General features: G+C 39.4%; 26 protein-coding genes and 1 pseudogene. All 27 read left to right on the top strand.

Annotated elements, in window-relative coordinates; genetic code table 11:
* Positions 1–143: 143 nt before the first annotated feature.
* The 27 genes and pseudogenes from ACFPZG_RS10985 to ACFPZG_RS10855 all read left to right on the top strand — a co-directional run bounded on the left by ACFPZG_RS10985 (position 144) and on the right by ACFPZG_RS10855 (position 20,560).
* Complete coding sequence (locus ACFPZG_RS10985) at positions 144–905, top strand: basic amino acid ABC transporter substrate-binding protein (RefSeq protein WP_317940248.1); 762 nt, start codon at positions 144–146, stop codon at positions 903–905.
* Between the two features lie 47 nt (positions 906–952).
* On the top strand, positions 953–1,696 hold the full coding sequence (locus ACFPZG_RS10980; protein ID WP_317940200.1) for an amino acid ABC transporter permease: 744 nt from the start codon (positions 953–955) through the stop codon (positions 1,694–1,696).
* Positions 1,693–2,415 carry an amino acid ABC transporter ATP-binding protein gene (locus tag ACFPZG_RS10975; RefSeq protein ID WP_283731530.1) on the top strand — a complete coding sequence of 241 codons (723 nt, stop codon included), beginning with the start codon at positions 1,693–1,695 and terminating at the stop codon, positions 2,413–2,415. The genes ACFPZG_RS10980 and ACFPZG_RS10975 overlap by 4 nt, the downstream gene beginning before the upstream one ends.
* A 110-nt stretch (positions 2,416–2,525) precedes the next feature.
* Positions 2,526–3,176, top strand: coding sequence for an SIMPL domain-containing protein (locus ACFPZG_RS10970; RefSeq protein ID WP_283731531.1), 651 nt, complete (start codon positions 2,526–2,528; stop codon positions 3,174–3,176).
* A gap of 347 nt (positions 3,177–3,523) precedes the next feature.
* Positions 3,524–3,982, top strand: a complete 459-nt coding sequence (locus tag ACFPZG_RS10965) for a GNAT family N-acetyltransferase (RefSeq protein ID WP_283731532.1) — start codon at positions 3,524–3,526, stop codon at positions 3,980–3,982.
* A 9-nt stretch (positions 3,983–3,991) separates the two neighbouring features.
* A complete protein-coding gene (locus ACFPZG_RS10960) occupies positions 3,992–4,771 on the top strand; it encodes an alpha/beta fold hydrolase (protein WP_283731533.1) in 780 nt (259 codons plus the stop codon).
* Positions 4,737–5,288, top strand: coding sequence for an NUDIX hydrolase (locus tag ACFPZG_RS10955; protein ID WP_381427117.1), 552 nt, complete (start codon positions 4,737–4,739; stop codon positions 5,286–5,288). The genes ACFPZG_RS10960 and ACFPZG_RS10955 overlap by 35 nt, the downstream gene beginning before the upstream one ends.
* Before the next feature lie 68 nt (positions 5,289–5,356).
* Positions 5,357–5,893 (top strand): Rossmann-fold NAD(P)-binding domain-containing protein, encoded by a 537-nt coding sequence (locus ACFPZG_RS10950; protein WP_283731535.1) that lies wholly within the window; start codon positions 5,357–5,359, stop codon positions 5,891–5,893.
* Between the two features lie 12 nt (positions 5,894–5,905).
* Positions 5,906–6,460, top strand: a complete 555-nt coding sequence (locus ACFPZG_RS10945; protein ID WP_283731536.1) for a DUF402 domain-containing protein — start codon at positions 5,906–5,908, stop codon at positions 6,458–6,460.
* A 5-nt stretch (positions 6,461–6,465) separates the two neighbouring features.
* Complete coding sequence (locus tag ACFPZG_RS10940) at positions 6,466–6,771, top strand: DUF2087 domain-containing protein (RefSeq protein WP_283731537.1); 306 nt, start codon at positions 6,466–6,468, stop codon at positions 6,769–6,771.
* Positions 6,749–7,627, top strand: a complete 879-nt coding sequence (locus ACFPZG_RS10935; protein WP_283731538.1) for a hypothetical protein — start codon at positions 6,749–6,751, stop codon at positions 7,625–7,627. Before ACFPZG_RS10940 ends, ACFPZG_RS10935 begins: the two co-directional genes overlap by 23 nt.
* An 11-nt stretch (positions 7,628–7,638) precedes the next feature.
* Positions 7,639–8,532: a GNAT family N-acetyltransferase gene (locus ACFPZG_RS10930; RefSeq protein WP_283731539.1), complete on the top strand. Its 894-nt coding sequence runs from the start codon at positions 7,639–7,641 to the stop codon at positions 8,530–8,532.
* A complete protein-coding gene (locus ACFPZG_RS10925) occupies positions 8,526–9,089 on the top strand; it encodes a nucleotidyltransferase family protein (RefSeq protein ID WP_283731540.1) in 564 nt (187 codons plus the stop codon). Before ACFPZG_RS10930 ends, ACFPZG_RS10925 begins: the two co-directional genes overlap by 7 nt.
* 28 nt (positions 9,090–9,117) lie before the next feature.
* The gene (dnaN, locus tag ACFPZG_RS10920) at positions 9,118–10,248 is read left to right on the top strand and encodes a DNA polymerase III subunit beta (RefSeq protein ID WP_283731541.1); all 1,131 of its coding nucleotides are present in this window, start codon (positions 9,118–9,120) and stop codon (positions 10,246–10,248) included.
* 17 nt (positions 10,249–10,265) lie between these two features.
* A complete protein-coding gene (locus ACFPZG_RS10915) occupies positions 10,266–10,742 on the top strand; it encodes an NUDIX hydrolase (protein WP_283731542.1) in 477 nt (158 codons plus the stop codon).
* Between the two features lie 24 nt (positions 10,743–10,766).
* The gene (locus ACFPZG_RS10910) at positions 10,767–11,216 is read left to right on the top strand and encodes an SRPBCC family protein (protein WP_283731543.1); all 450 of its coding nucleotides are present in this window, start codon (positions 10,767–10,769) and stop codon (positions 11,214–11,216) included.
* Positions 11,217–11,235: 19 nt separating this feature from the next.
* Positions 11,236–12,075 (top strand): nucleotidyltransferase domain-containing protein, encoded by an 840-nt coding sequence (locus ACFPZG_RS10905; RefSeq protein WP_283731544.1) that lies wholly within the window; start codon positions 11,236–11,238, stop codon positions 12,073–12,075.
* Between the two features lie 11 nt (positions 12,076–12,086).
* A pseudogene (locus ACFPZG_RS10900) lies at positions 12,087–12,527 on the top strand (ASCH domain-containing protein); the annotation flags it as partial.
* Positions 12,516–12,938, top strand: a complete 423-nt coding sequence (locus ACFPZG_RS10895; RefSeq protein ID WP_381427208.1) for a VOC family protein — start codon at positions 12,516–12,518, stop codon at positions 12,936–12,938. The pseudogene ACFPZG_RS10900 and the gene ACFPZG_RS10895, both read left to right, overlap by 12 nt.
* Before the next feature lie 9 nt (positions 12,939–12,947).
* Entirely contained in the window at positions 12,948–13,430 is a 483-nt protein-coding gene (locus tag ACFPZG_RS10890; protein ID WP_317940198.1) for an NUDIX hydrolase, read from the top strand.
* Positions 13,408–13,752 carry a cupin domain-containing protein gene (locus ACFPZG_RS10885; protein WP_317940197.1) on the top strand — a complete coding sequence of 115 codons (345 nt, stop codon included), beginning with the start codon at positions 13,408–13,410 and terminating at the stop codon, positions 13,750–13,752. The genes ACFPZG_RS10890 and ACFPZG_RS10885 overlap by 23 nt, the downstream gene beginning before the upstream one ends.
* Before the next feature lie 227 nt (positions 13,753–13,979).
* Positions 13,980–14,435 carry an HIT family protein gene (locus ACFPZG_RS10880; protein WP_283731545.1) on the top strand — a complete coding sequence of 152 codons (456 nt, stop codon included), beginning with the start codon at positions 13,980–13,982 and terminating at the stop codon, positions 14,433–14,435.
* A gap of 46 nt (positions 14,436–14,481) precedes the next feature.
* Positions 14,482–15,216, top strand: coding sequence for a protein phosphatase 2C domain-containing protein (locus ACFPZG_RS10875; RefSeq protein ID WP_381427104.1), 735 nt, complete (start codon positions 14,482–14,484; stop codon positions 15,214–15,216).
* A gap of 44 nt (positions 15,217–15,260) precedes the next feature.
* On the top strand, positions 15,261–16,313 hold the full coding sequence (locus ACFPZG_RS10870) for a S41 family peptidase (protein ID WP_283731547.1): 1,053 nt from the start codon (positions 15,261–15,263) through the stop codon (positions 16,311–16,313).
* Between the two features lie 216 nt (positions 16,314–16,529).
* Complete coding sequence (locus ACFPZG_RS10865) at positions 16,530–16,859, top strand: ArsR/SmtB family transcription factor (protein WP_283731548.1); 330 nt, start codon at positions 16,530–16,532, stop codon at positions 16,857–16,859.
* On the top strand, positions 16,856–17,257 hold the full coding sequence (locus tag ACFPZG_RS10860; RefSeq protein WP_283731549.1) for an SRPBCC family protein: 402 nt from the start codon (positions 16,856–16,858) through the stop codon (positions 17,255–17,257). The genes ACFPZG_RS10865 and ACFPZG_RS10860 overlap by 4 nt, the downstream gene beginning before the upstream one ends.
* Positions 17,258–17,395: 138 nt before the next feature.
* Positions 17,396–20,560, top strand: coding sequence for an ATP-binding cassette domain-containing protein (locus tag ACFPZG_RS10855; RefSeq protein ID WP_317940196.1), 3,165 nt, complete (start codon positions 17,396–17,398; stop codon positions 20,558–20,560).
* Positions 20,561–20,679 lie beyond the last annotated feature (119 nt).

Here is a 20,679-nt window from a genome sequence, read left to right as displayed (position 1 = left end):
TTATTTAAAATATTTTGTTGTGAATAGACCCTTTTTCATATATAATCAATTAAAGTATCAATCTATTCAGTAAATTAAAAGGGATATAGGGGGGAGTAAGATTGGGGAGTAAATCATTTAAGCGTTTACTATTAGGGGTTGCAATGGCTTGTCTATCTATTCTTTTAATTGGTTGTGGTGCAGGTTCAACGAACTCAAGTGGTGGTTCTGATGCAACGAATTCTGGTGGGAAAAAGAAGTTGATCGTTGGTACGGACGCGACATATGCACCAATGGAGTTTATGGATGAAAAAGGGAATATTATCGGAATTGATATTGAAATTGTGAATGCGATTGCCGAAGCGGCTGGGTTTGAAGTCGAATATAAGAACTATGGTTGGGAGCCATTATTCCCAGCGGTAGATAACGGAGAGGTCGATTTTGCAGTATCTTCTATTACAATTACAGATGAACGGAAACAGTCATTTGACTTTTCTGATCCATATTTCATTGCGAATCAATTAATCTTAGTCCCGGAAGATTCAGATGTTGAATCATTCAGTGATTTAGCTGATAAAAGAGTTTCAGTGCAAATTAATACAACAGGGCATCTCGTTGTTGCTGATCTGTTAGGAAAAACAAGTTCAAAAATCGTGGCAACCGAAACGATGCCACTTGCAATCACTGAGATGATCAATGGAAATGCAGATGCTTCAGTAGGCGACAATGCGGTCATCATTGATTACAAGGCAAATAATCCGAATGTGAAATTAAAGACGATTGAAGATGATAGTTTTGAAAAGGAATATTACGGGTTAATGGTCAAAAAAGGAAACCAGGAGATACTTGATCTATTAAATGAAGGAATCGAAAAGATCAAGGCAAACGGAAAACTAAAAGAGATCACTGGCTTTGATGTGGAGTAATTGTTGACTTATAAGCAACAGCCATTCCCATCCTGGAGGTGATTAACATGGAGTTTTTAGGTATAAGATTTGAAATGATGGAAAATATTTGGAGTTATCGTGAGCTTTTCATTCGTGGAATTTGGGTAACTCTTGGATTGACAGCTGCAGGTTATGTAGGAGGGTTTATCTTAGGTTTAATCGTCGGTTTGGGCAAGTTGTCGAAAAGAAAATGGATTTACTATCCGGCGAAATACTATGTTGATTTTTTTCGAGGAACTCCATTATTGGTGCAAATCCTGTTAATCCACACAGCTTTGATTCCAAGTCTCTTCGGGCATTCTTTAGGTTATTTTGTTACAGGAGTATTAGCACTTTCGCTTAACAGTGCTGCTTATAATGCCGAAATTATTCGAGCTGGGATTCAATCCATCGATAGGGGACAGATGGAAGCTGCCCGTTCGCTTGGAATGCCCCATAACACTGCTATGAAATTGGTAATTCTGCCACAAGCATTCAGAAGAATGATTCCGCCGCTTGGCAATGAATTGATAGCATTACTAAAGGATTCTTCACTCCTTATGGTCATCGCGGCAAGTGACATTCTTTATGCAGGCAAGATTGTGGCAGGGGTCTATCAAAGATTTTGGGAGCCCTATTTAACAGTTGCTGTCCTTTATCTACTATTGACATTCGCATGCGGGAAACTCATTAATTATATTGAAAAACGGTTTAGTAATAGTTACGTACCGTCCTCAAGAAGGTCGATTTTTAAAATGAGACGTTCTTCGATGGGAGGGGGGTTACGATGATCAAAGTTAGGAACTTGCATAAATCGTTTGGGCAATTGGATGTGTTGAAAGGGATTGATTATGACATTAAGGAGAAGGAGGTCATTTGTGTCATCGGTCCAAGTGGATCGGGAAAAAGTACTTTTTTGAGATGTATCAACCTTCTTGAAGAAATTACAGATGGTGAAGTCTTCATAGACGGTGTGAAAATCAATGATCCCAAAACGGATATAAACGAAATACGCCGTGAGGTCGGTATGGTCTTTCAACAATTCAACCTGTTTCCACATATGCGTGTCATTGACAATATAACAATTTCTCCAAAGAAAATCAGGAAAATGAGTCAAGGGAAAGCCGAAGAATTGGCACTCCAATTACTTGAGAAGGTCGGTTTGGCCGATAAAGCGTATGCATACCCAGAACAATTATCTGGGGGGCAAATGCAGCGGGTGGCTATCGCCAGGGCGCTTGCGATGAAACCGAAAGTGATGTTATTCGATGAACCGACATCGGCATTGGATCCCGAAATGGTGAAGGAAGTATTGGATGTTATGAAACAACTGGCTTTAGAAGGGATGACGATGGTTGTCGTCACACATGAAATGGGTTTTGCAAGAGAAATGGGAGATCGAGTTTTATTTTTGGATCAAGGATTATTGGTAGAAGAAGGAACCCCTGAGGAAATTTTCTCAAATCCTAAAAATGAAAGAACGAAAGCGTTCTTTAGTAAAATTTTATAGTATGTATTTGCGGATGCCCTCGACTGAGAATGTCGAGGGCATCTTTAATTTTCTTCAAACGCCGGGCATACATTGAAGTGAAACAAAAAATCAGGGAGAGGGGGTTCCCTTTGTATTATCCATATATCCGTCAACAAGTGAAGCATTCTTACCGTTTGATAACGGTAGTGGGAAATGGTGAAGTGGCGGCCGAGCCAGACGTTGCAACGATACAATTGGAGATCAATACACAAAGTAAAGAACTGCAAGATGCACAGCAAGAAAATGCGACACTAATGAATCAAGTGATTCAATCCTTATATCAGTTAGGGATTCCAAGAGAAAATATCCAAACAGTGTCTTACTCCATTTTTCCAAGATATGATTTTGTCGATGGCGAACAGGTTTTTAGGGGATATGAAGTAACGAATGCAATTGCCGTAACGCTTTCAGACATTCAGCAGGTAGGAACTGTTATTGATACTGCGGTGGCAAATGGGGCGAATCGAGTGTCGAATGTACAGTTTTCTGTTCGAAATGTCGAACAGCATAAGCAGGAGGCAATCGTTAAAGCTTTGCAGGATGCACAAGTTAAGGCACGCACAATTGCGAACACATTACATCTGCAAATCAATCCAGAGCCAATAAAAGTAACTGAGTTAGCGGGTGGTAGAGAGCCTCCCGTCGCTTTCAAATCAGTTAACATGGCTGCAGGAGGTACTCCGATTGAAGGAGGGCAAATTACTATTCGTTCAACAATGAGAGTGCAGTATGAATACTAAAACTGAGAGATAGATTGAATGAAAAACTTGAATCCACAAACGCCGTTCTTTGTGAAGGCGTTTGCGGATTCGCCTGTTGCATGTGTGCCTGCAATTGCATGAAATGCCCCCGCAAATAGGCAAAGTATCCCCGCATCTCCCGGGTTTCCCCGCAAACTTTGAAAGTGTGCCCGCATTTCCTTAAAATCTTCCCGCAAATCCTCAAAGTGTCCCCATATTTTATTACTTTTGCTTTAAAGAGCGGTCGCTCACTTTTTAAATAGACATAATCTAAAAATAAGCAGGTTTTATTGTTGCACTTGTGGAAGTTAATTAAATAGTATATTCAAAAATGAGGGGGAGAGCAGATGGAGTATTTCGTTGAAAGGGTTAATGATCTAAATGTGTTGGATATTGGGCAATTGGTTCAGGAAAGCGAGAAGGAAGGTTATCGTTTTGTCACTAGATTGGTCTCTGAATTTCAAGATGGAACAAATACATTTTCCAAGCCCGACGAAGCCCTTTTTTGTGTAGTTAATAATGAGGGAAAGGTTGTTGCAATCGGTGGCATTAACCAATCACCATTTGCGCAAGATGCGGAAGTTGCTCGCCTTAGAAGATTCTACGTATTGGATGAAGTTCGTCGCCAAGGTGTGGGGACTTTGCTGCAACAGACAATTGTGGATCATGCGAAAAACCATTTCAAAGAAATCACCGTACGAACTGATTCCGCGAAAGCAGATGCATTTTATCGTGCATGCGGCTTTGAGTTCGATGACTCTGCCTCTGAAACGACCCATATTTTACGGTTTGATAGCAAGGAGTGAGTTTTAGTTATGCATGTTAGAGAGTTTGGAAATAAAGAAGCACCGCTCCTCGTTTTTCTACATGGGGGCGGTGTAGGAGGGTGGATGTGGGGTCAGCAGGCGGACTATTTTAAAAACTACCACGTGTTGATCCCTACACTACAAGGACATGGAAGCAGAAGTGATGAAACGGCTTTTTCCATACGTGGAAATGCACTTGAAATAATCGAGTTGATATTACAGAAGAAAGTTGAGAAGGACGTACATATTATAGGTTTCTCTATTGGCTCGCAAATCTGTTTGGAAATCTTGACCCTCGCGCCAACTCTTATTAAAACCGCCATGATAAACAGTGCTGTTGTCATTCCTATGGGATACATGATCCCCTTCATTGCACCGACAATTAAAATGACGTTCCCACTCATTAAAAACAAGACGTTCGCCAAGGCACAGGCGAAACAATTGTATATGGATGGGCATTTTTTCACGAAGTATTATGAAGAAAGCTTGAAGATGAATCCTTCAACGCTTATAGCCGTTTTGAAAGAGAATATGGCTTTCAAACTTCCTAAAGATTTCCCGAAAAGCTCTGCACGTATTTTAGTTACTGCCGGTGAAAAAGAGAAGGGATTAGTGAAGAAGAGTGTTCAGAAAATCATCAATGGCAATAAGTGTTGTGAGTCATTCATTGTGCCGGATATCGGACATGGATTTCCAGTAGCCAATCCGCAGTTGTTTAACCGGGTGTTGAAAGATTGGATTGAAAACGGAGGTAGTGAAGTTGGAAAAATGGAAAGTATTGAACAGTGAATACACGTATAAGTCGCCGTTCGGGAATTTACGTAAAGATACTTGTGAAATGTCTGACGGGACAGTGATTGAAGATTACTATGTGAACGAGTATGCAGATTGGGTAAATGCAGTTGTGTTGACGAAAGATAAGAAGATTGTTCTCGTAAAGCAATATCGCCATCCCGGGAACGGTTTTTATCTTGAAGTACCCGCTGGGAAAATAGAAGAAGGCGAATCGTATGAGGAGGCAATCCGCCGTGAGGTTTGTGAAGAGACTGGGTATATTTCGGAGCAAAAGCTGATCCTGTTAGGTGAGTTCATGGTTAACCCTGCAACACAAACGAATAAGGTAATCAGCTATTTAATGACTGATGCCGTACATATGCATGAACAAAACTTGGATGAAACCGAAGTGTTAGATGTTAAGCATTATCCTTTTGAGAGTATAGAAGCAATGATTCGAAATAAAGAAATCACCCAGCTTTTCACGGTGACTGCTTACCATTTGGCAAAAAACTATCTATCGAAATCCTAAGAATGCGGATCAAAGATTTTTTTTGGGTAGGTAATATGTGAAGTTCTTAACTCAGGAGGTGAGTTTAGGTGAGAAATAACCACGCGCTCATCATCGGTGGAACGGGTATGCTTGCAGGTGTATCGTTGTTCTTGGCAAAGGAAGGGTTTTTGGTTTCGGTCATTGGTCGGACAGCTGCAAAGTTTGAACGTTTGAAAGCAGAGAGTCCATCGGGCACTATTTTCCCAATCCAAGTTGACTATGATTCAAATACGCTTTTTTCAAAAGTGGAAAAAGCGATTGCGGAAAGGGGTCCATTTAAGTTGATCGTCAGCTGGACACCGAATTATCGTGCGCTTGAACAGATTTGTGAAATAAATGAGCAAGCAACATCATTTCGACTTATTCATATGAAAGGAAGCCGAAGGTATTTTGAAGATGAAGAAATTCGAGTCCCTGTCAATTGTGAATATGAAAAAGTGTTCCTTGGCTTTGTGAAAGAGGAAGGAACTTCAAGATGGCTGACACATGATGAAATCGCAGGCGGGGTTGTTGAGCATATTGTTAATAAGAAAGACGAAAGGATAATCGGTCAACTTCATCCATATAGCGAAAGACCGAGTTAGGGGTGGGGGTAAATGTTGAAGAGAAAGTATGGCAGCAGATATGACTGGAAACGGATTTTGAAAAAGAGTTATGTTGAAAAGTATTATGATACTCCGCGATTCAGGGGACATGTGACCCTTTTCCGTATGGATGAAGTGAAAGAGCCTTTATTCAAAAAGTATGGTGAGAAAAATACTTGTATAGCTGACAAGGGATACAGCTGGCTTCAGCATTTTCCTGAAGGTGAATATTATTCAGTGACAACCGTATTTAATGATGAAAATCAAGTTGTCCAATGGTACATCGATATTTGTAAGCAAAATGGATATTGTGATACGAATGGTCCGTGGATGGATGATTGGTTTTTGGATCTGATTGTTCTGCCTACTGGAGATGTGAATGAGAAAGATGCGGATGAATTGGAAGATGCGTTCAATCAGCAAATCATATCGAAACATGAATATGTCCAGGCATGGTTGGAATATAGGAAGTTGAAAAGATTGATTGATGATAAACGATTTTACCTTCTTGAATTAGCCAATGTGCATTTCGTAGAGTTATCAAAGCACATAAATATAAAGGAATGATAGAAATGGAAGAAAGGTTCCAAGTTACTGAAACAGAACGAGAGAAAGTGGTTAAAAACTATTTCAGAAAAGGATTAGACGGGCCGCTTGATACGTTTCCGAGCAAAGAGAAAAGGAAGTATATCATTGCCCAAGAAATAATAAAACGTTTTGAAGTTGGAAAAGTGTATTTGGAAAAAGAGATAAACGTAATTCTGAAAGAAATATATCTCGATTTTGCAACCATTCGACGTTTTTTTATCGACTATGGTTTTATGAAACGCAGTGATGATGGGAAGGAGTATTGGATTGGAAATAAGGATGCTGGATAAAAACAATTTAGGTGAATTGAACGAATTAACTATTTTCATAGACAAGGTATTTTTAGAGAATAGTGATTTGAAGTCGCGAATGAACACTAACATTTCCGCCAAATTGCATAAAGACATTTTTGTATTAGAAATTGACAAGGAAATACATATTGTGGCTTCCACCCATAAATCTACTTGGCATCCAAATTGTATATATGTCCAACTTGCTTATAATCTGTATGGGGTCGATGCGAGAGCTCTACAATCTATGATTACTATGTTGAAAAATAAATATGATCAACCATTATTTTTCCTGTTAGACAATAGATTTTATGGATTAATAGAAGTTCTCACACGCGATCAGTTCTGGATGATTAGAAAAACGGAGATTATACATATCGAGCCGACTCTGCCAAAAAGTGAAATGGGGCATGATGAACGAATTTTATCTATTAGGGAGATTCGTTCGAATGAAGCAGCAATGGATAGTTTTATTCAACTTTGTAAAAAGACGTATACAGAAACTCATACGGACAACCCTGTTGCAAATTTGTCGAGTGATAGTTGGAGACAGGCTGCAATGGATGGATTAATGGAAGACTATAGCTATGTCATGGTAGACGGTTTGGATATTATTGCCTTCAGTCTTATGTATGAGTACGATGAGAATAGTTGGGAGTTGGGGTGGGTTGGAGTAGCTGATCTAACAAGACTAACTGACTTAGATAAATTGATTCAAAGACAAATTGAGGATGCAGTGAAGCATAGCATTTCATTCATCGAAAAAGAAGTGGATTCCACATGTCCATATTCATTACATATTTGTAAAGAGTTGTCGTATGTCGTTGCGGAAACATTATATGCTTATGTGAAATGAGGGAGTAAAGGATGAATATAGAAATAGAATCACCAAGAAATAGTAAAGATTTGGCTATATACCTTGCGAATATGAATACACAGACGAGCCAACATGTCGGCTATTGCGGGGAATCAAAAGAGGAAATATACGATACGCTTACAAGCGATTTCTCAGACTTGGATTTAGAAAATTCTTTTATGGTCGCTTATGAGAAAGAGGAAATTGTAGGTGCAATCGGACTGGATATCGATTTGGAAGACAGGAGTGCGGAAGTATGGGGGCCCTTTTTGAGTGAGGCATATATACATACTGCTCTTGTCAATGAACTGTGGGAGAAAGTGACTGCGCTATCCGCCTCGCAAGTGGATCGATATAATTTTTTCCTGAACCGTGAAAACGCATATGCAAAAGAATTCTCCATTTCACATGGAGGGGAATCGACGGGGCAACATACAGTTTTAGTAGCCAAGAAGAATGAATGGGGACGAGTCGTTGATGAAGGAGTAATAGAATACGATTCTGCTTATGAAGAAGGCTTTGAAGAATTGCATGGCCAGGCATTTCCTTCTACATATTACAGCGCACAAACGATATTTGAACGTTTAAGTGAACAAAATCAATTATTTATTGCGACTTGTGGTGACCAATTGACCGGTTATGTCTATATTGAAGCTGATCCTCTACATGGGGAAGGCTCTATTGAATACATCGCAGTTTCTGATCAGTTTCGTAAACGAGGGATTGGCAAAAAGTTGCTCTCATTTGCAGTGAACCAATTGTTTGCTTATGAGGAAATTGAAGAAATTTCTTTATGTGTTGATAACGAAAATGAAAATGCAATAAGACTGTATCAAGCTGCTGGATTTGGAGTAAAGCATGAATTGATTCATTTGAAAATCGACAAAAAGGTAGTCGTATGTTGATTTATAACGAGGAGGATGTAATCCGTTTGGTTTCTGAAGACGAGTGGATGATGGATATTTTACGGAGTGCAAAGTCTTTGAATTTACCGGATTGGTGGGTTTGTGCGGGTTTCGTGCGATCGAAAATCTGGGATGTGCTGCATGAATTTAATGAAAGAACACCTTTGCCGGATATTGATGTGATTTATTTCGATGAAGTAAATGTGGATGAAAAGATAGAGAAAAGTTATGAACAAATACTAAATCGTCTTCAACCTAATATTCCGTGGTCTGTGAAAAATCAAGCAAGAATGCATAGCGTGAACAATATCTACCCCTATTCGTCCTCAGTTGATGCAATAGCCAAATTTCCTGAAACTGCTACTGCGTTGGGCGTGAAATTGGATGAACGAGGCAAGGTACTATTGACTGCTCCGCATGGAATAAGTGATGTTATCAACTGTCACATAAGGCCAACTCCTTTCTTTAATGAAACAAAAGAGGGCATGGTGATTTATGAAGATCGTGTTCACAAGAAAAAATGGAAATCGATATGGAGCAAAGTGGAAGTATTATGAAGGGAAAATCAGAAAAGGGAGCATTTGTATGAAATTCACTATAAAGAATTCATTATTTACGGCAATCGTTTCTGAACTACATAAAATTAGTTCGAATAAAAGTCTCCTTCCGATCCTATCCGGTATAAAAATCGAAGCACGCAAAGACGGTGTTGTGTTAGTCGGCGGGAATGCAGAGTTATTCATCAAAAAGAAATTCCCCCTGCATATAAATGGGGAAACAGTCGTTGAGGTGCATGAAGAGGGAAGCGTTGTTGTATTGTCCAAGCATTTTGTGACCCTCTTGAAAAAACTGCCGGACGACATTGAAATCTCATCTGACGATATGCAGTCAGTACTCATTAAATCAGGTGATATTGTAACAAGATTGAATGGCTTACGTGCAGCCGATTATCCAACTCTGCCAGAAATCAAAGTTCTCCATTCAATTGAGGTTAATCTAACCTCGTTAAAGGAAGTGATCAAACAAACGATATTTGCTGTCTCGAAAAGTGAAGAAAAGCCGGCGCTAACTGGTGTGAAGATGGAGTTTGATAACAATAAACTTATTTGTACCGCAACAGACTCTCATCGCTTATCGCATAGAGAGATACAAATCTCATACACTGAGGACTCCCATTCAGTCATTGTTCCGAGTAAAAGTTTGATCGAACTTCTACAACTGAAGGAATCAAGCCTTGCTACAGTACATATTACAATTGCGAAGAATATGATTTTGTTTTCCACAGAAAATACGATTTTGTATTCCGTATTAATCGAAGGGAACTACCCTAATACACAGTCATTGATTCCTACGGATTTCGCGACAAGAATTACGATGAATACGAAGACATTGATTGCAGGGATTGACCGAGCATGCGTTTTCTCCGAAGAATGGAAACATAATAATGTACATTTGACGATTATCGACAACACCATTTTGAAAATAACAACAAACTCAGCGGGAATAGGAGCAATCGAAGAACAACAGAGAATTAGTATGGTGGAAGGAAACACCGACGTTAACATGACATTTGACGGGCGATTTTTGCTTGATGCTTTAAAAGGGATACAGGAAGAACAGGTGACAATCAGTTTTTATGGAGTTATGAAACCGGCGGTCATTACGCCGGAAATTGAGACATCTTACGTGCAGCTGATTTCACCGGTGCGATCATAAAACAGGGGGGATTGGAAATGGGCTATATTGAAGATTTGCGTAAACTTGTTGGACACCAACCACTAATTTTTGTTGGATCTGTAGTAATTGTAATTGATGAAAAGGGAAGGATCTTGCTACAACAAAGGAAATTTCCAGAGGGGGTCTGGGGAATTCCTGGCGGATTGATGGAATTAGGGGAGTCAACGGAAGACGTGGCAAGGCGTGAATTATTTGAAGAGACCCGTCTACAAGTCAATGAATTAAAATTAATCAATGTTTACTCGGGTCCTGAACATTTTATCCGAGCTGCAAATGGCGATGAATTTTATGTGGTGACAACCGCTTATTACGCAGAAAACGCAATTGGCGATATAGTTGTCGATCAGGCTGAATCCATTACATTTAACTATTTTTATCCACATGAACTTCCGGAAAATATCGTGAAAAGTCATAGGGCCATATTGGATGAATTCCTTTCAAAGCATTACAAGTTTTTAAGTACGGTTAATTAGTTGTCAAGATTGGAGGATCTGGGAATGAAGAAGTGGACGAAGGAAATTGAGATTGAAGCGCCAATCGAACATGTTTGGAAGTATTTAAATGGATCGTTAGAGGACATGCAAAAGATCATGCCTCAAGTCGTATCGAACGAAACTGTCACCATTACCGAGGGAATGGTAGGAAGTATATATTTGCAGAAGTATAGAGAAGGCAAGCGTGTCATGGAGTATGAAGTTGAAACACTCGACTATTTCGATTCTCCAGATGAAAAAAAGATGAAAGTCGGTTTTACACTCGGTGGGATGTTTGAAATTACTGCAGGATATAAACTTTACCGAATAAATGATGAGAAAACACGCTTCACTTATACAACTACAAACAAACCACTTAAGTGGTTCATCAAGTTATTCGTACTATTTGCAAATGATAAACCGGTTGTTGAATTTGTTGAGCGAGTGAAGAGGGTTGCGGAAGTAGGAATTTAAAGGAGATGACATTCTATGTGTGGGATTTGAATCTAAACATAAGGAAAGAGACTTACAATTACCGGAACAACGTAAAAAGATATTGAATAACGCATTACGAGATTTGACTGACGATCCATATGTGGAAGCGATTTTTGAAGGTGGGTCGTTAGCGCGAGGCGATTACGATAATTATTCGGACATCGATTTGCACGTAATTGTGGCGCCTAGTATGAAATTGAAATTTATCGAAGAAAAACGGTCACGGGCCGAGAAATGGGGAAATGTATTATTTTTTGAGGAATCTTCGCCTTCCTCACCCGTAATCGTAACTCATTATGATTGTTTTGTGAAAGTAGATTCTTGGTATCAAACTGCGGATGATATCGAACCTTCCATATGGCTGCAAGGGCTGAAGGTATATGTCGATAAAAGTGGAGTCATTACGAAGCGAATTGGGGAGTCAGAAAGAATCGTGTATGCGCCAACGAAACAAGAAGTTGAACGTTGGCGTGGTAAAGTCTTGGCATTTATTCATGAAACATACCGAGCTGCTATGAGAGAAGAATATTATTATGCTTTATCAAATTTAGACCGAATTCGCTGGTTGATTGCTTATGGATGGTATATGGAGAAAGGTCGCCATTTAAATAGCTCCTATGGGGTATGGTCGAAAATTGAAGGACAACGAAGCCGTTTAGATGAAAAACAGTTAGACGAGTTGGCAAGCTGGGATTGTGGAAGAAATAAGCATGACATCATGAGAACAGTGAAAAATATCGTTCCCGAATTTTATAGGTTAAATAAAATTTTGAGTGACGAACTTGGGATTGATGCCGATGAGGACAAGTGTCGGAAAATCATTGAAATGGTATTATAGGGGGAATTATCATGAATCAAGCTGCGAAGGATTATTGGGATCAATTTTGGGGAAAGAATGATCGCCCCGTAAATGTCAGCGCTTGGATGTTTGGCGAAGCGGTTGATGAATTAGCGCAAGCGGTGATTGAAGGAAGAAAGACTGCGACTTGTTCAGCACATGTATTATATGAATTGGAGAAGGAACCGATTCCAGTAGTTAACGAGTACAGCATCATCCTGAATAGCCTAAACGAGCCTGTCGCGATCATCAAAACAGTGGATGTATCAATAATTCCAATGAATGAAGTGACAGAGGAGTTTGCTTTGGCGGAAGGTGATGGATCGTACCGGAATTGGAAGGAAATCCATGAACGTTACTTCAAACGGGAATTAGGAAAAGTTGGTCTAAAATTCACTGAGGATATTTTGCTTGTTTGTGAACGATTTGAGTTGGTTGATGTGAAACAAAAGAGTACTAATAGATTACTAAGGGTAGGCATTACATATATTCCAGTATCCAATGTTGAACTGGCTGCTGAATGGTATGTAGAAAAGTTGGATGCGGAATTAAGTTATCGGGACGAAGACAAAGCGATTATAAATTTAACAGATCAAAGTTTCTTCCTTGTAAAAGCGAAAGAATCACAGACTGCCAACTTTTTGGATGTCTATGGGAATGAGCGTTTTTCTCTTACATTTGAAGTCGATGGGGAAGAGGCTCTAAAAAGAATCCATGAACAATTTATTAAAATTGATGTGAGTGTCGGCGAGATTGAAAAAAGGGGACACGCAGGAGTCAATTTCGTATTTTCGGACTTAGACGGAAATCAATTTGATGTGTGGAGCGAATTAAGTCCTTCATTTAACAAGGATAGAAATTAGGGGTATCTTATGGGGTATATAAAAGAATTGAGAAAATTGATTGGTTCACGGCCCATTATTATGGCAGGAGCAAATGTAATAGTTGTAAATGAAGAAGATCAACTACTCCTTCAGCTGAGAATCGACAATAATTGCTGGGGGCTGCCTGGTGGGTCTATGGAACTTGGCGAATCACTGGAAGATGTGGCGAAACGAGAGCTCTATGAGGAAACAAATCTAACTGCAAACGAACTTTCATTATTTAACGTCTATTCTGGGGAGGAACTTTATTATCGCTATCCACATGGTGATGAAGTATATAACGTTGTAACCACTTTCATTTGTAAAAGTTATAGCGGGGAATTAATAGCAGATAAGAATGAAGTATCGTCGTTGCGATTCTTTTCAACTGACGAATTGCCAAGCAACATAAGTCCTCCAGATTTGCCGATTCTCACTGACTATACTCAAAACCATAGGGGGACGAAGGTTGAGAATTTTACGCTTGAATGAAGTCATAGGAAAGAACATTACTCAGTATGGCTCGAATTTTAATATGAGAAAACTATTAATGACAAATCAACCCTCTCACGTCGGAATTATGGGCTTGGGTGAAAATGGGCTGGTAGGTTATCACGAAGCGACCATCCCGCAAATGCTTGTAATCATTGAAGGTGAAGGCTGGGTCCGAACAGGCGATGAACCGAAAGTGAAAGTTACGTCGGGTGATGTTGTCATTTGGGGTAAAGGAGAAGGACATGAAACATCAACAGACGAAGGGATGAAAGCAATCGTCATCGAATCAGAAGGACTCGATCTCAATCAATTTAGTTGAAAATAAAGCTGTAGGAAGAATGGGCCGTTGAGGTGCCAGAATGGACCCTTGTATAAAAGAATGGACCTAAACAGGGAAAGAATGGGCCCTTGTATAAAAGAATGGACCTAAACAGGGAAAGAATGGGCCTTTGTAGAAAAGAACGGACCCGTAGGACAGAAGAATGAGCCCTTGTGAAAAGCCTATATAAAAACTCTGTGGAATCAAGAAGAGGGGGAAATGGAGTCATGGAAGAGTCTTGTTTCATTTGTGATAAACATAAGGGGGAAATTCAGACAGATGGTATCACCATCTACGAAGATGAATTTGTGTATGTTGGGCATATCGATAATAACGGTGAACCCGGTTATTTAGGTCATCTAATGATTGATCTGAAGAGGCATACACCGACACTTGGGGATATGTATGAAGAGGAAGCGAAGGCGTTTGGAAGTACCATGGCACGGGTGAGTAAGGCTCTTATGGTGACTGAAGGAGCGGAACATATCTATTCGCTTGTATCAGGAAATTCTGTACCTCATTTGCATATGCATATTGTGCCGCGGTATTTAGGAACTCCAAGGGAATATTGGGGACCGATGTCCGTTCATGACTGGGAAGGTGCCCCGGTAGGCGGAAATAAAGAAGTGAAGGAACTTTGTCTACGTATCAAATCATATTTGGAAACAAATAACCATGAATAGTTTTTCATGGGTTGGAAGCGACCGTCATTACATTGATCATCCCTTTGTGCAATCAATCGGTAACGTAACAGTTGGGCTTTATGGCGGCAATTCGTCAGCTGGTCAATATAAGAATGAGGACGGATGTGTCATTTGGGTCGGTGATGATTGGGAGTTTGCCGCAGTTCTTGATGCACATTATAGTGCTGAAAGTGCCGCGCTTGTGATCAATACACTGCAAAAATCCAAGCAGGAACTTTCTGTATTGATTGCCAAACCGGGATTTCACCATGTTCAAGAGAAGTTGCTTGATATCTTCCAAAGTGACGAATTTCTTGATCAATGCAAAAAGGTCAAAGGTGAGACGGCTTGTCTCATCTGTATCCGTAAGGAAAACTATCTTTGGTGGTTTTCTGTCGGTGATTGTGTAGTTTACGTTTTCCATCCGGAATTAATCGCTCTTGGTCAATTTCAGCTGAATCAAAGGCAATTCTATGAGTGGATCGGTCAAGTGAATACGTTTGATAAAGCTGTGCCGTGCTTCTCGTCCGGTGTTCGGGAATTAAGAAAAGGGACAAATCATATCTTCATGACAACGGATGGCTTGCTTGAATGTCCAGGGGAACCCTTCACGAACCCAATCGATTTAGGAGATATATTGATGGAGGGGGAACCCGTCGTAACTCTTTTTAGTATTTTTGATAAAATTATAAATAATAATGTAAGAGATAGTACTACCATGATTGCTTGGACGATAGACATATCTGAACAGGGCAGTATTCCAAGTGATTTCGTTGGGTGATAGACATTTGCTGTAGGAAAATGATGAGTACAAGGGGGATTATAATGAACGAGACACCAACTAAAATTCAATATGTCCTTACTGATGATTTACAGCAAGAGGTTATTACACGAATGCTTGTGTTAATAAAAGAATCCTATATATTTCCTGAAGTAGCAGAGAAAGTGGAGAATATAATTCTTAGTAAGTTAAACAATGGAGATTACATTGAAATTATTGACCCTACTCAATTTTGCCAAATAATAACGAAAGACTTGCAAAGTATAAGTAAGGATAAGCATCTTGGATTAAAGTTTCTTGAAATGCCTAAAGCCCAGACCGAATCAGATAAGGAAAAAGAAGCTGAAAAAAGAAATAGACTTTTAGCATTGCATAATTATGGATTTGATAAAGTTGAGAGATTACCTGGGAATATTGGCTATCATAAAACAGTAAAGTTCTTTGAAACGGAAATCGAAGGTGATGTGGCGGTTGCTTCACTCAATTTCCTAACAAATACAAGTGCCATAATATTTGACTTGCGAGAAAATACAGGTGGGGATGCTGGTATGGTTGCCCTAATTTGCAGCTATTTATTCAAAGGTCGAGTGCACTTGAATGATTTTCATTGGAGGAAAGGCAACCGAATCGAGCAAATTTGGACTAATTCCCATATTGAGGGCAAAACTCTTCATGATAAAGATGTGTTTGTCTTAACAAGTGAGAGGACATTTTCTGGAGCAGAAGACTTTGCTTACAATCTTAAAGCACTAAAGCGAGCTACAATAGTTGGTGAAAGAACGAGTGGCGGTGCACATCCTGGTGGCTTTCAAAGAATTAATGATCACTTCACTGTAAATATTCCGATTGGCAGAGCAGTAAATCCTATAACCAATGATAATTGGGAAGGAATAGGTGTAGCACCGCACATAGAAGTATCAGAAGAACATGCATTATATGTATCCCAATATTTGATCCTTAAAAAATTAATTAAAAAAAGTCCCGATGCCGAAATTATGGGGCAAAGATGGAAAAAAACTGCCGATGAACTTGAGCATATGCTTGTTAATCGGGGCATACAGGTCAATGCTATACTAAAGCAGATCGATATTGAGTGATTAAATTGAATGATAAAAGCCTGATTTCTTCACAATAAATGAGAAATTAGGTTTTTTTATTTGAAGTATTTTCTTTCAATCCCCATCTCCCCCTAAACACTTTGACTAAAAGTATTCAACAAGGACATACTTGACACGACACCCAACAGTGTCGTATTATTAATTCCATTAGGACACCTTTTGGTATCACTTTGCGAAAATTGGGGGAGAGTGATTTTGAACGGGACAAGACCTACTCGAGATGTTTATGAAGCGGTAGCTGATCCAACTCGGAGGAAACTGCTTCAATTGTTGGCAGACGTAGAAGAATCGCCTCTTAATGAGCTAACGTTTCATTTCGAAATGGGTCGTACTGCAGTTTCAAAACATTTGGCAATCTTAAAAGAGGCGGGACTTGTGACAAGCAGAAAAGTAGGCAGGGAAACCCGATTTAAGTTGAACGCCTCCCCGCTCAAAGAAATTCAAGATTGGGTGGCTTTCTACGACAAGTTCTGGAGTGCCCGACTGTCTCGCCTTAACCAACTATTAGAGGAGGAAGAAGAATGAGTTTATCTTTAACTATGGATTTTCAGTACAACAAAACAATCGACAAAGTGTGGCACGCATTAACGGATTCGGATATGCTTGAGAAGTGGATCTGGAAAAATGACTTTAAACCAGAAGTCGGACATAAGTTTACATTCCGCGCCGAGCCAAGTGAATGGTGGGATGGAATCGTCAAGGGTGAAGTTTTGGAAGTGGACGAGCCGAATATGATTTCTTACACATGGGCGAGTGGCGCTGAAGAGCATGTAGTCACTTGGACATTAACAGAGACGCCGGATGGCAACACAAATCTCCACCTTGATCAAACCGGAATCCACAGTGAAGACGGATTGAAGGGTGCTCAATATGGTTGGACGAATATGTCCGAGAAGCTTACAATTGTGTTAGAAGAAGAGTAAAATATCCACGAACACTCCATACTAAACCTATTATAGGGCGCTTTTCCAGGAGAGGGAAAGCGTCATTTTTATTGGAATAAGTAATGAAGTTCTATTAACATGGCGATACTATAGTCAGAGATTGGAGAGGATGTCAAAATGAAAATAAACCAATTAATCGCTAACAATATTAAACGCTTAAATGCAGATCTTCCTGAAGATAAATCGTTAGGCATTGCTGGATTATCCGGGTCTGGTAAAACTACTTTTTGCCAGACAATCGGCGAAGAGTCGAAGAAGCGACTCGTTTCCTTATTACCGAAGGCAGACTACCAATATTTATTCCCAAATATTATGGAAACCAATTTCAGTGCCATCAAAATGGAAGAGATGCCTTTAGTGCTTTTTCTCGGTAGATCATCCATTTCTTCGAATCCACGATCAACCATTGGAACACATACAGGCGTTTTCACAGAGATTCGAGCAAGTATTGCCGATAAATTTAATCTTTCTCCAGAAGTGTTTTCATTCAACAATGAATTAGGCTGGTGTCCGAAATGTAAAGGACGCGGGAGTAATAGTAACGTTGAATGTAAGGCGTGTGAAGGTAAACGCTATAATCAAGATGTAATGCAATATACGATTGAATTACTTGATAAACCGCATACGATTGCCGATATTAACAACTTGAGCGTTGAAACGATTCTTTCACTTGCTGAAGAATTACATATTAGTGAAGCGAAACAACTGATCCTCAAAAATATTATCAATATGAATATCGGTTACTTAACAGTAAACCGCATAATGGGTACACTATCTGGTGGAGAATTGACACGCCTTTACTTGGCGGAATTCATGGCAGCTAGTGAAAATACCGTTATTATTATCGATGAAATCTCAGTCGGTCTTGATCGCCAAACATTACTGAAAATCTTAGAGCAGATTAAGCAATTGGGCTATAAAAATCAAATCTTGCTCATCGACCATTCGGACACGGTGCTCGATATAACGGATGAGCAAGTTTTCTTCGGACCTGGCAGTGGTAAATATGGCGGGAAAATTGTTGAAGAATCACCGCGTCCACAACCTGTTTTTCAGGAACTGAATGTAGAAAAGCCAACAGAAACCTATCTGTTTAAGGATCTTTATTGCCGTAATATCCAAATGGCTGAATTTGAGATTCCGAAAAACAGACTTGTAACCGTTACGGGCGAGTCCGGTTGCGGTAAATCTACACTTATCAATGAATGTGTCGCCAAAGATTTTGTGAAGCGATATCCGAAAGATAAATTGGTCACAGTTGGCCAGGACCGCAACCAATCGATTACGAGCCGTTCGACAGTTGCAACGTTCCTTGATATTAAACAGAAGCTTAATAAATACAGCGATGAGATTGATGATATTTTTGAACGGTCGATTGAAGATATTATCGATGATCTGCCGAATGAAGACATTGCTCATAAACGTTTGAGCTTATTGATCAAACTTGGACTCGGTTACCTAACGTTGGAAAGAAAGACACAGACTTTGTCGACGGGTGAATTTCAATGTGTCCATTTAGTTTCAGAACTGTTTTCTAACACAAGAAAACCGCATACACTTTTTATATTTGACGAGCCTTCAAAAGGTTTATCCCAAAATATTTTGAATCAATTCATTGATAGTCTCAGGCTAATTCTTGAAGATGAAACCGTTTCAATTATCATGATTGAACATAATGGGTATATGATGGAGAGTTCGGATTTCATCGCCGATTTTGGGAAGAGAATAAGTGACCCTGTTACACATTTAGATGTCGTTAGTCATAACGATTATTATAAGGATAAAAATAGGGAAGATGTTGAGGTGCCCGCGCATATTTCTTCTACACTGAAACAGCAAAATGGCATTTCTTATTTAAAAGAAAATCATATCGATTACTTTAAAAACGCAGAGAACATCTATAAAGGCGGTATCTTAAAAAGTTTGTCCTCGATGGCCCGTTTGATTTACGGTGAATACGAATCTGACACCATCGCACCCGTCATTGCCATTGACCTTGAAAGACATTTGTATAGCCAATATAGTTTTCTGTATGAAATCGGTGGGCTTATCAACCATATCGTGGCGGCGCATCCTACAAACAAAGATACGAAAAGCTTTGATTTCTATAATAAAGACAATCATTGCCCATCATGCTCCGGCCGTCTTGAGATTGAAGTTTTTGATAAAGAACTTGTCATTCAAAACAAAGACGTTCCTTTCTGGAATGGATTGCTTCATCCTGAAGTGATGGAAGTATTGAAGTATTATAAACACGATAAGCTGAAATTTCTATTTGAAGAAATTAAGAACGAATTAGGACATGACCTTTCAAAGAGTTATAACGAGATGACCGATGAAGAAAAGCATACGTTTTGGTATGGATACTTTGAGAAGTCATTTTATGATAAGGAAGGAAAGGCGCGCAGAACATGGGTAGGATTTAATACAATTTTAGGCATGTATATGGTCGTTTCAAAATCAGATATTAAAGAGCAAATGAAAGTCTCTAAAGAAAAGATTAGATGTCCTATTTGTGAAGGTACAGTGTTGAACCACCAAAAACCGCTAAAGTACGAAAACACGGATATTCGTGAAATGATCAATTTGAAAGTTAGTGAAGTATTAGCAATCGTTGGTGATTTACCTGTCCTTGTCAAACTAAAATCGATTGTCGGCGGTGAGATGATTTTGACGAAGGATATTTCATTGCAACCTCGGGAAGTACAAGTCGCACTGAAAATGTTTGAATTGGAACAGGCAAGCTTCACTGGATATGAAATCGTCTTACAGAATGCTTTGCCTTTTTGGGATAACATTAAAGGTAATATCGAGTCGATCAGTAGGAATAATCAAGTTACGATCTGCGATTTCCCCAATGTGAATGAAACAAGAGAAATAATTATCGATAAGTATTTCACAAACGGAAAATACAAAAAGCTGACCTATGTTTATGAAGCATTTGGTTATAAAAAATTAGTCACACATATTAACAAAATTAGAAAAGCCCATCCTTGTCCGTTCTGTAAAGGTAAAAAAGTGATATCAGAGGAAAATTTACATGATGGCGTGTTCAAATTAACAATCCCTTGTGTAAGCTGCCATGCTACAGGCATCAATGAGGAAGGTCTGAAGGAACTCGTCGAGGGGATAGACGTACTAACTTGGCTCACTGGCAAAGTTAGGGACGTTGTGGATGAAAGTTCAAAAGCCGTATCAGACATTCCAATTTTCGACCGTATTCGTGAGTTGAATAAACGGGATATGATGGCTGTATATGAAAGTCTGGAACAAAATAATTAATTTGATCACAAAAACGCATAAATTGGTTGAAATGCGCATAAATCTTGTTAGGTGCGCATAAATCGACCAAGATACGCATAACTATTTTTTATGCGTCTTTCCGGGACTTTATGCTTCTT

The organism is Sporosarcina thermotolerans (assembly GCF_042658975.1).
Lineage (GTDB): Bacteria > Bacillota > Bacilli > Bacillales_A > Planococcaceae > Sporosarcina > Sporosarcina thermotolerans.
This window is presented reverse-complemented; position numbering and strand designations above follow the sequence as displayed.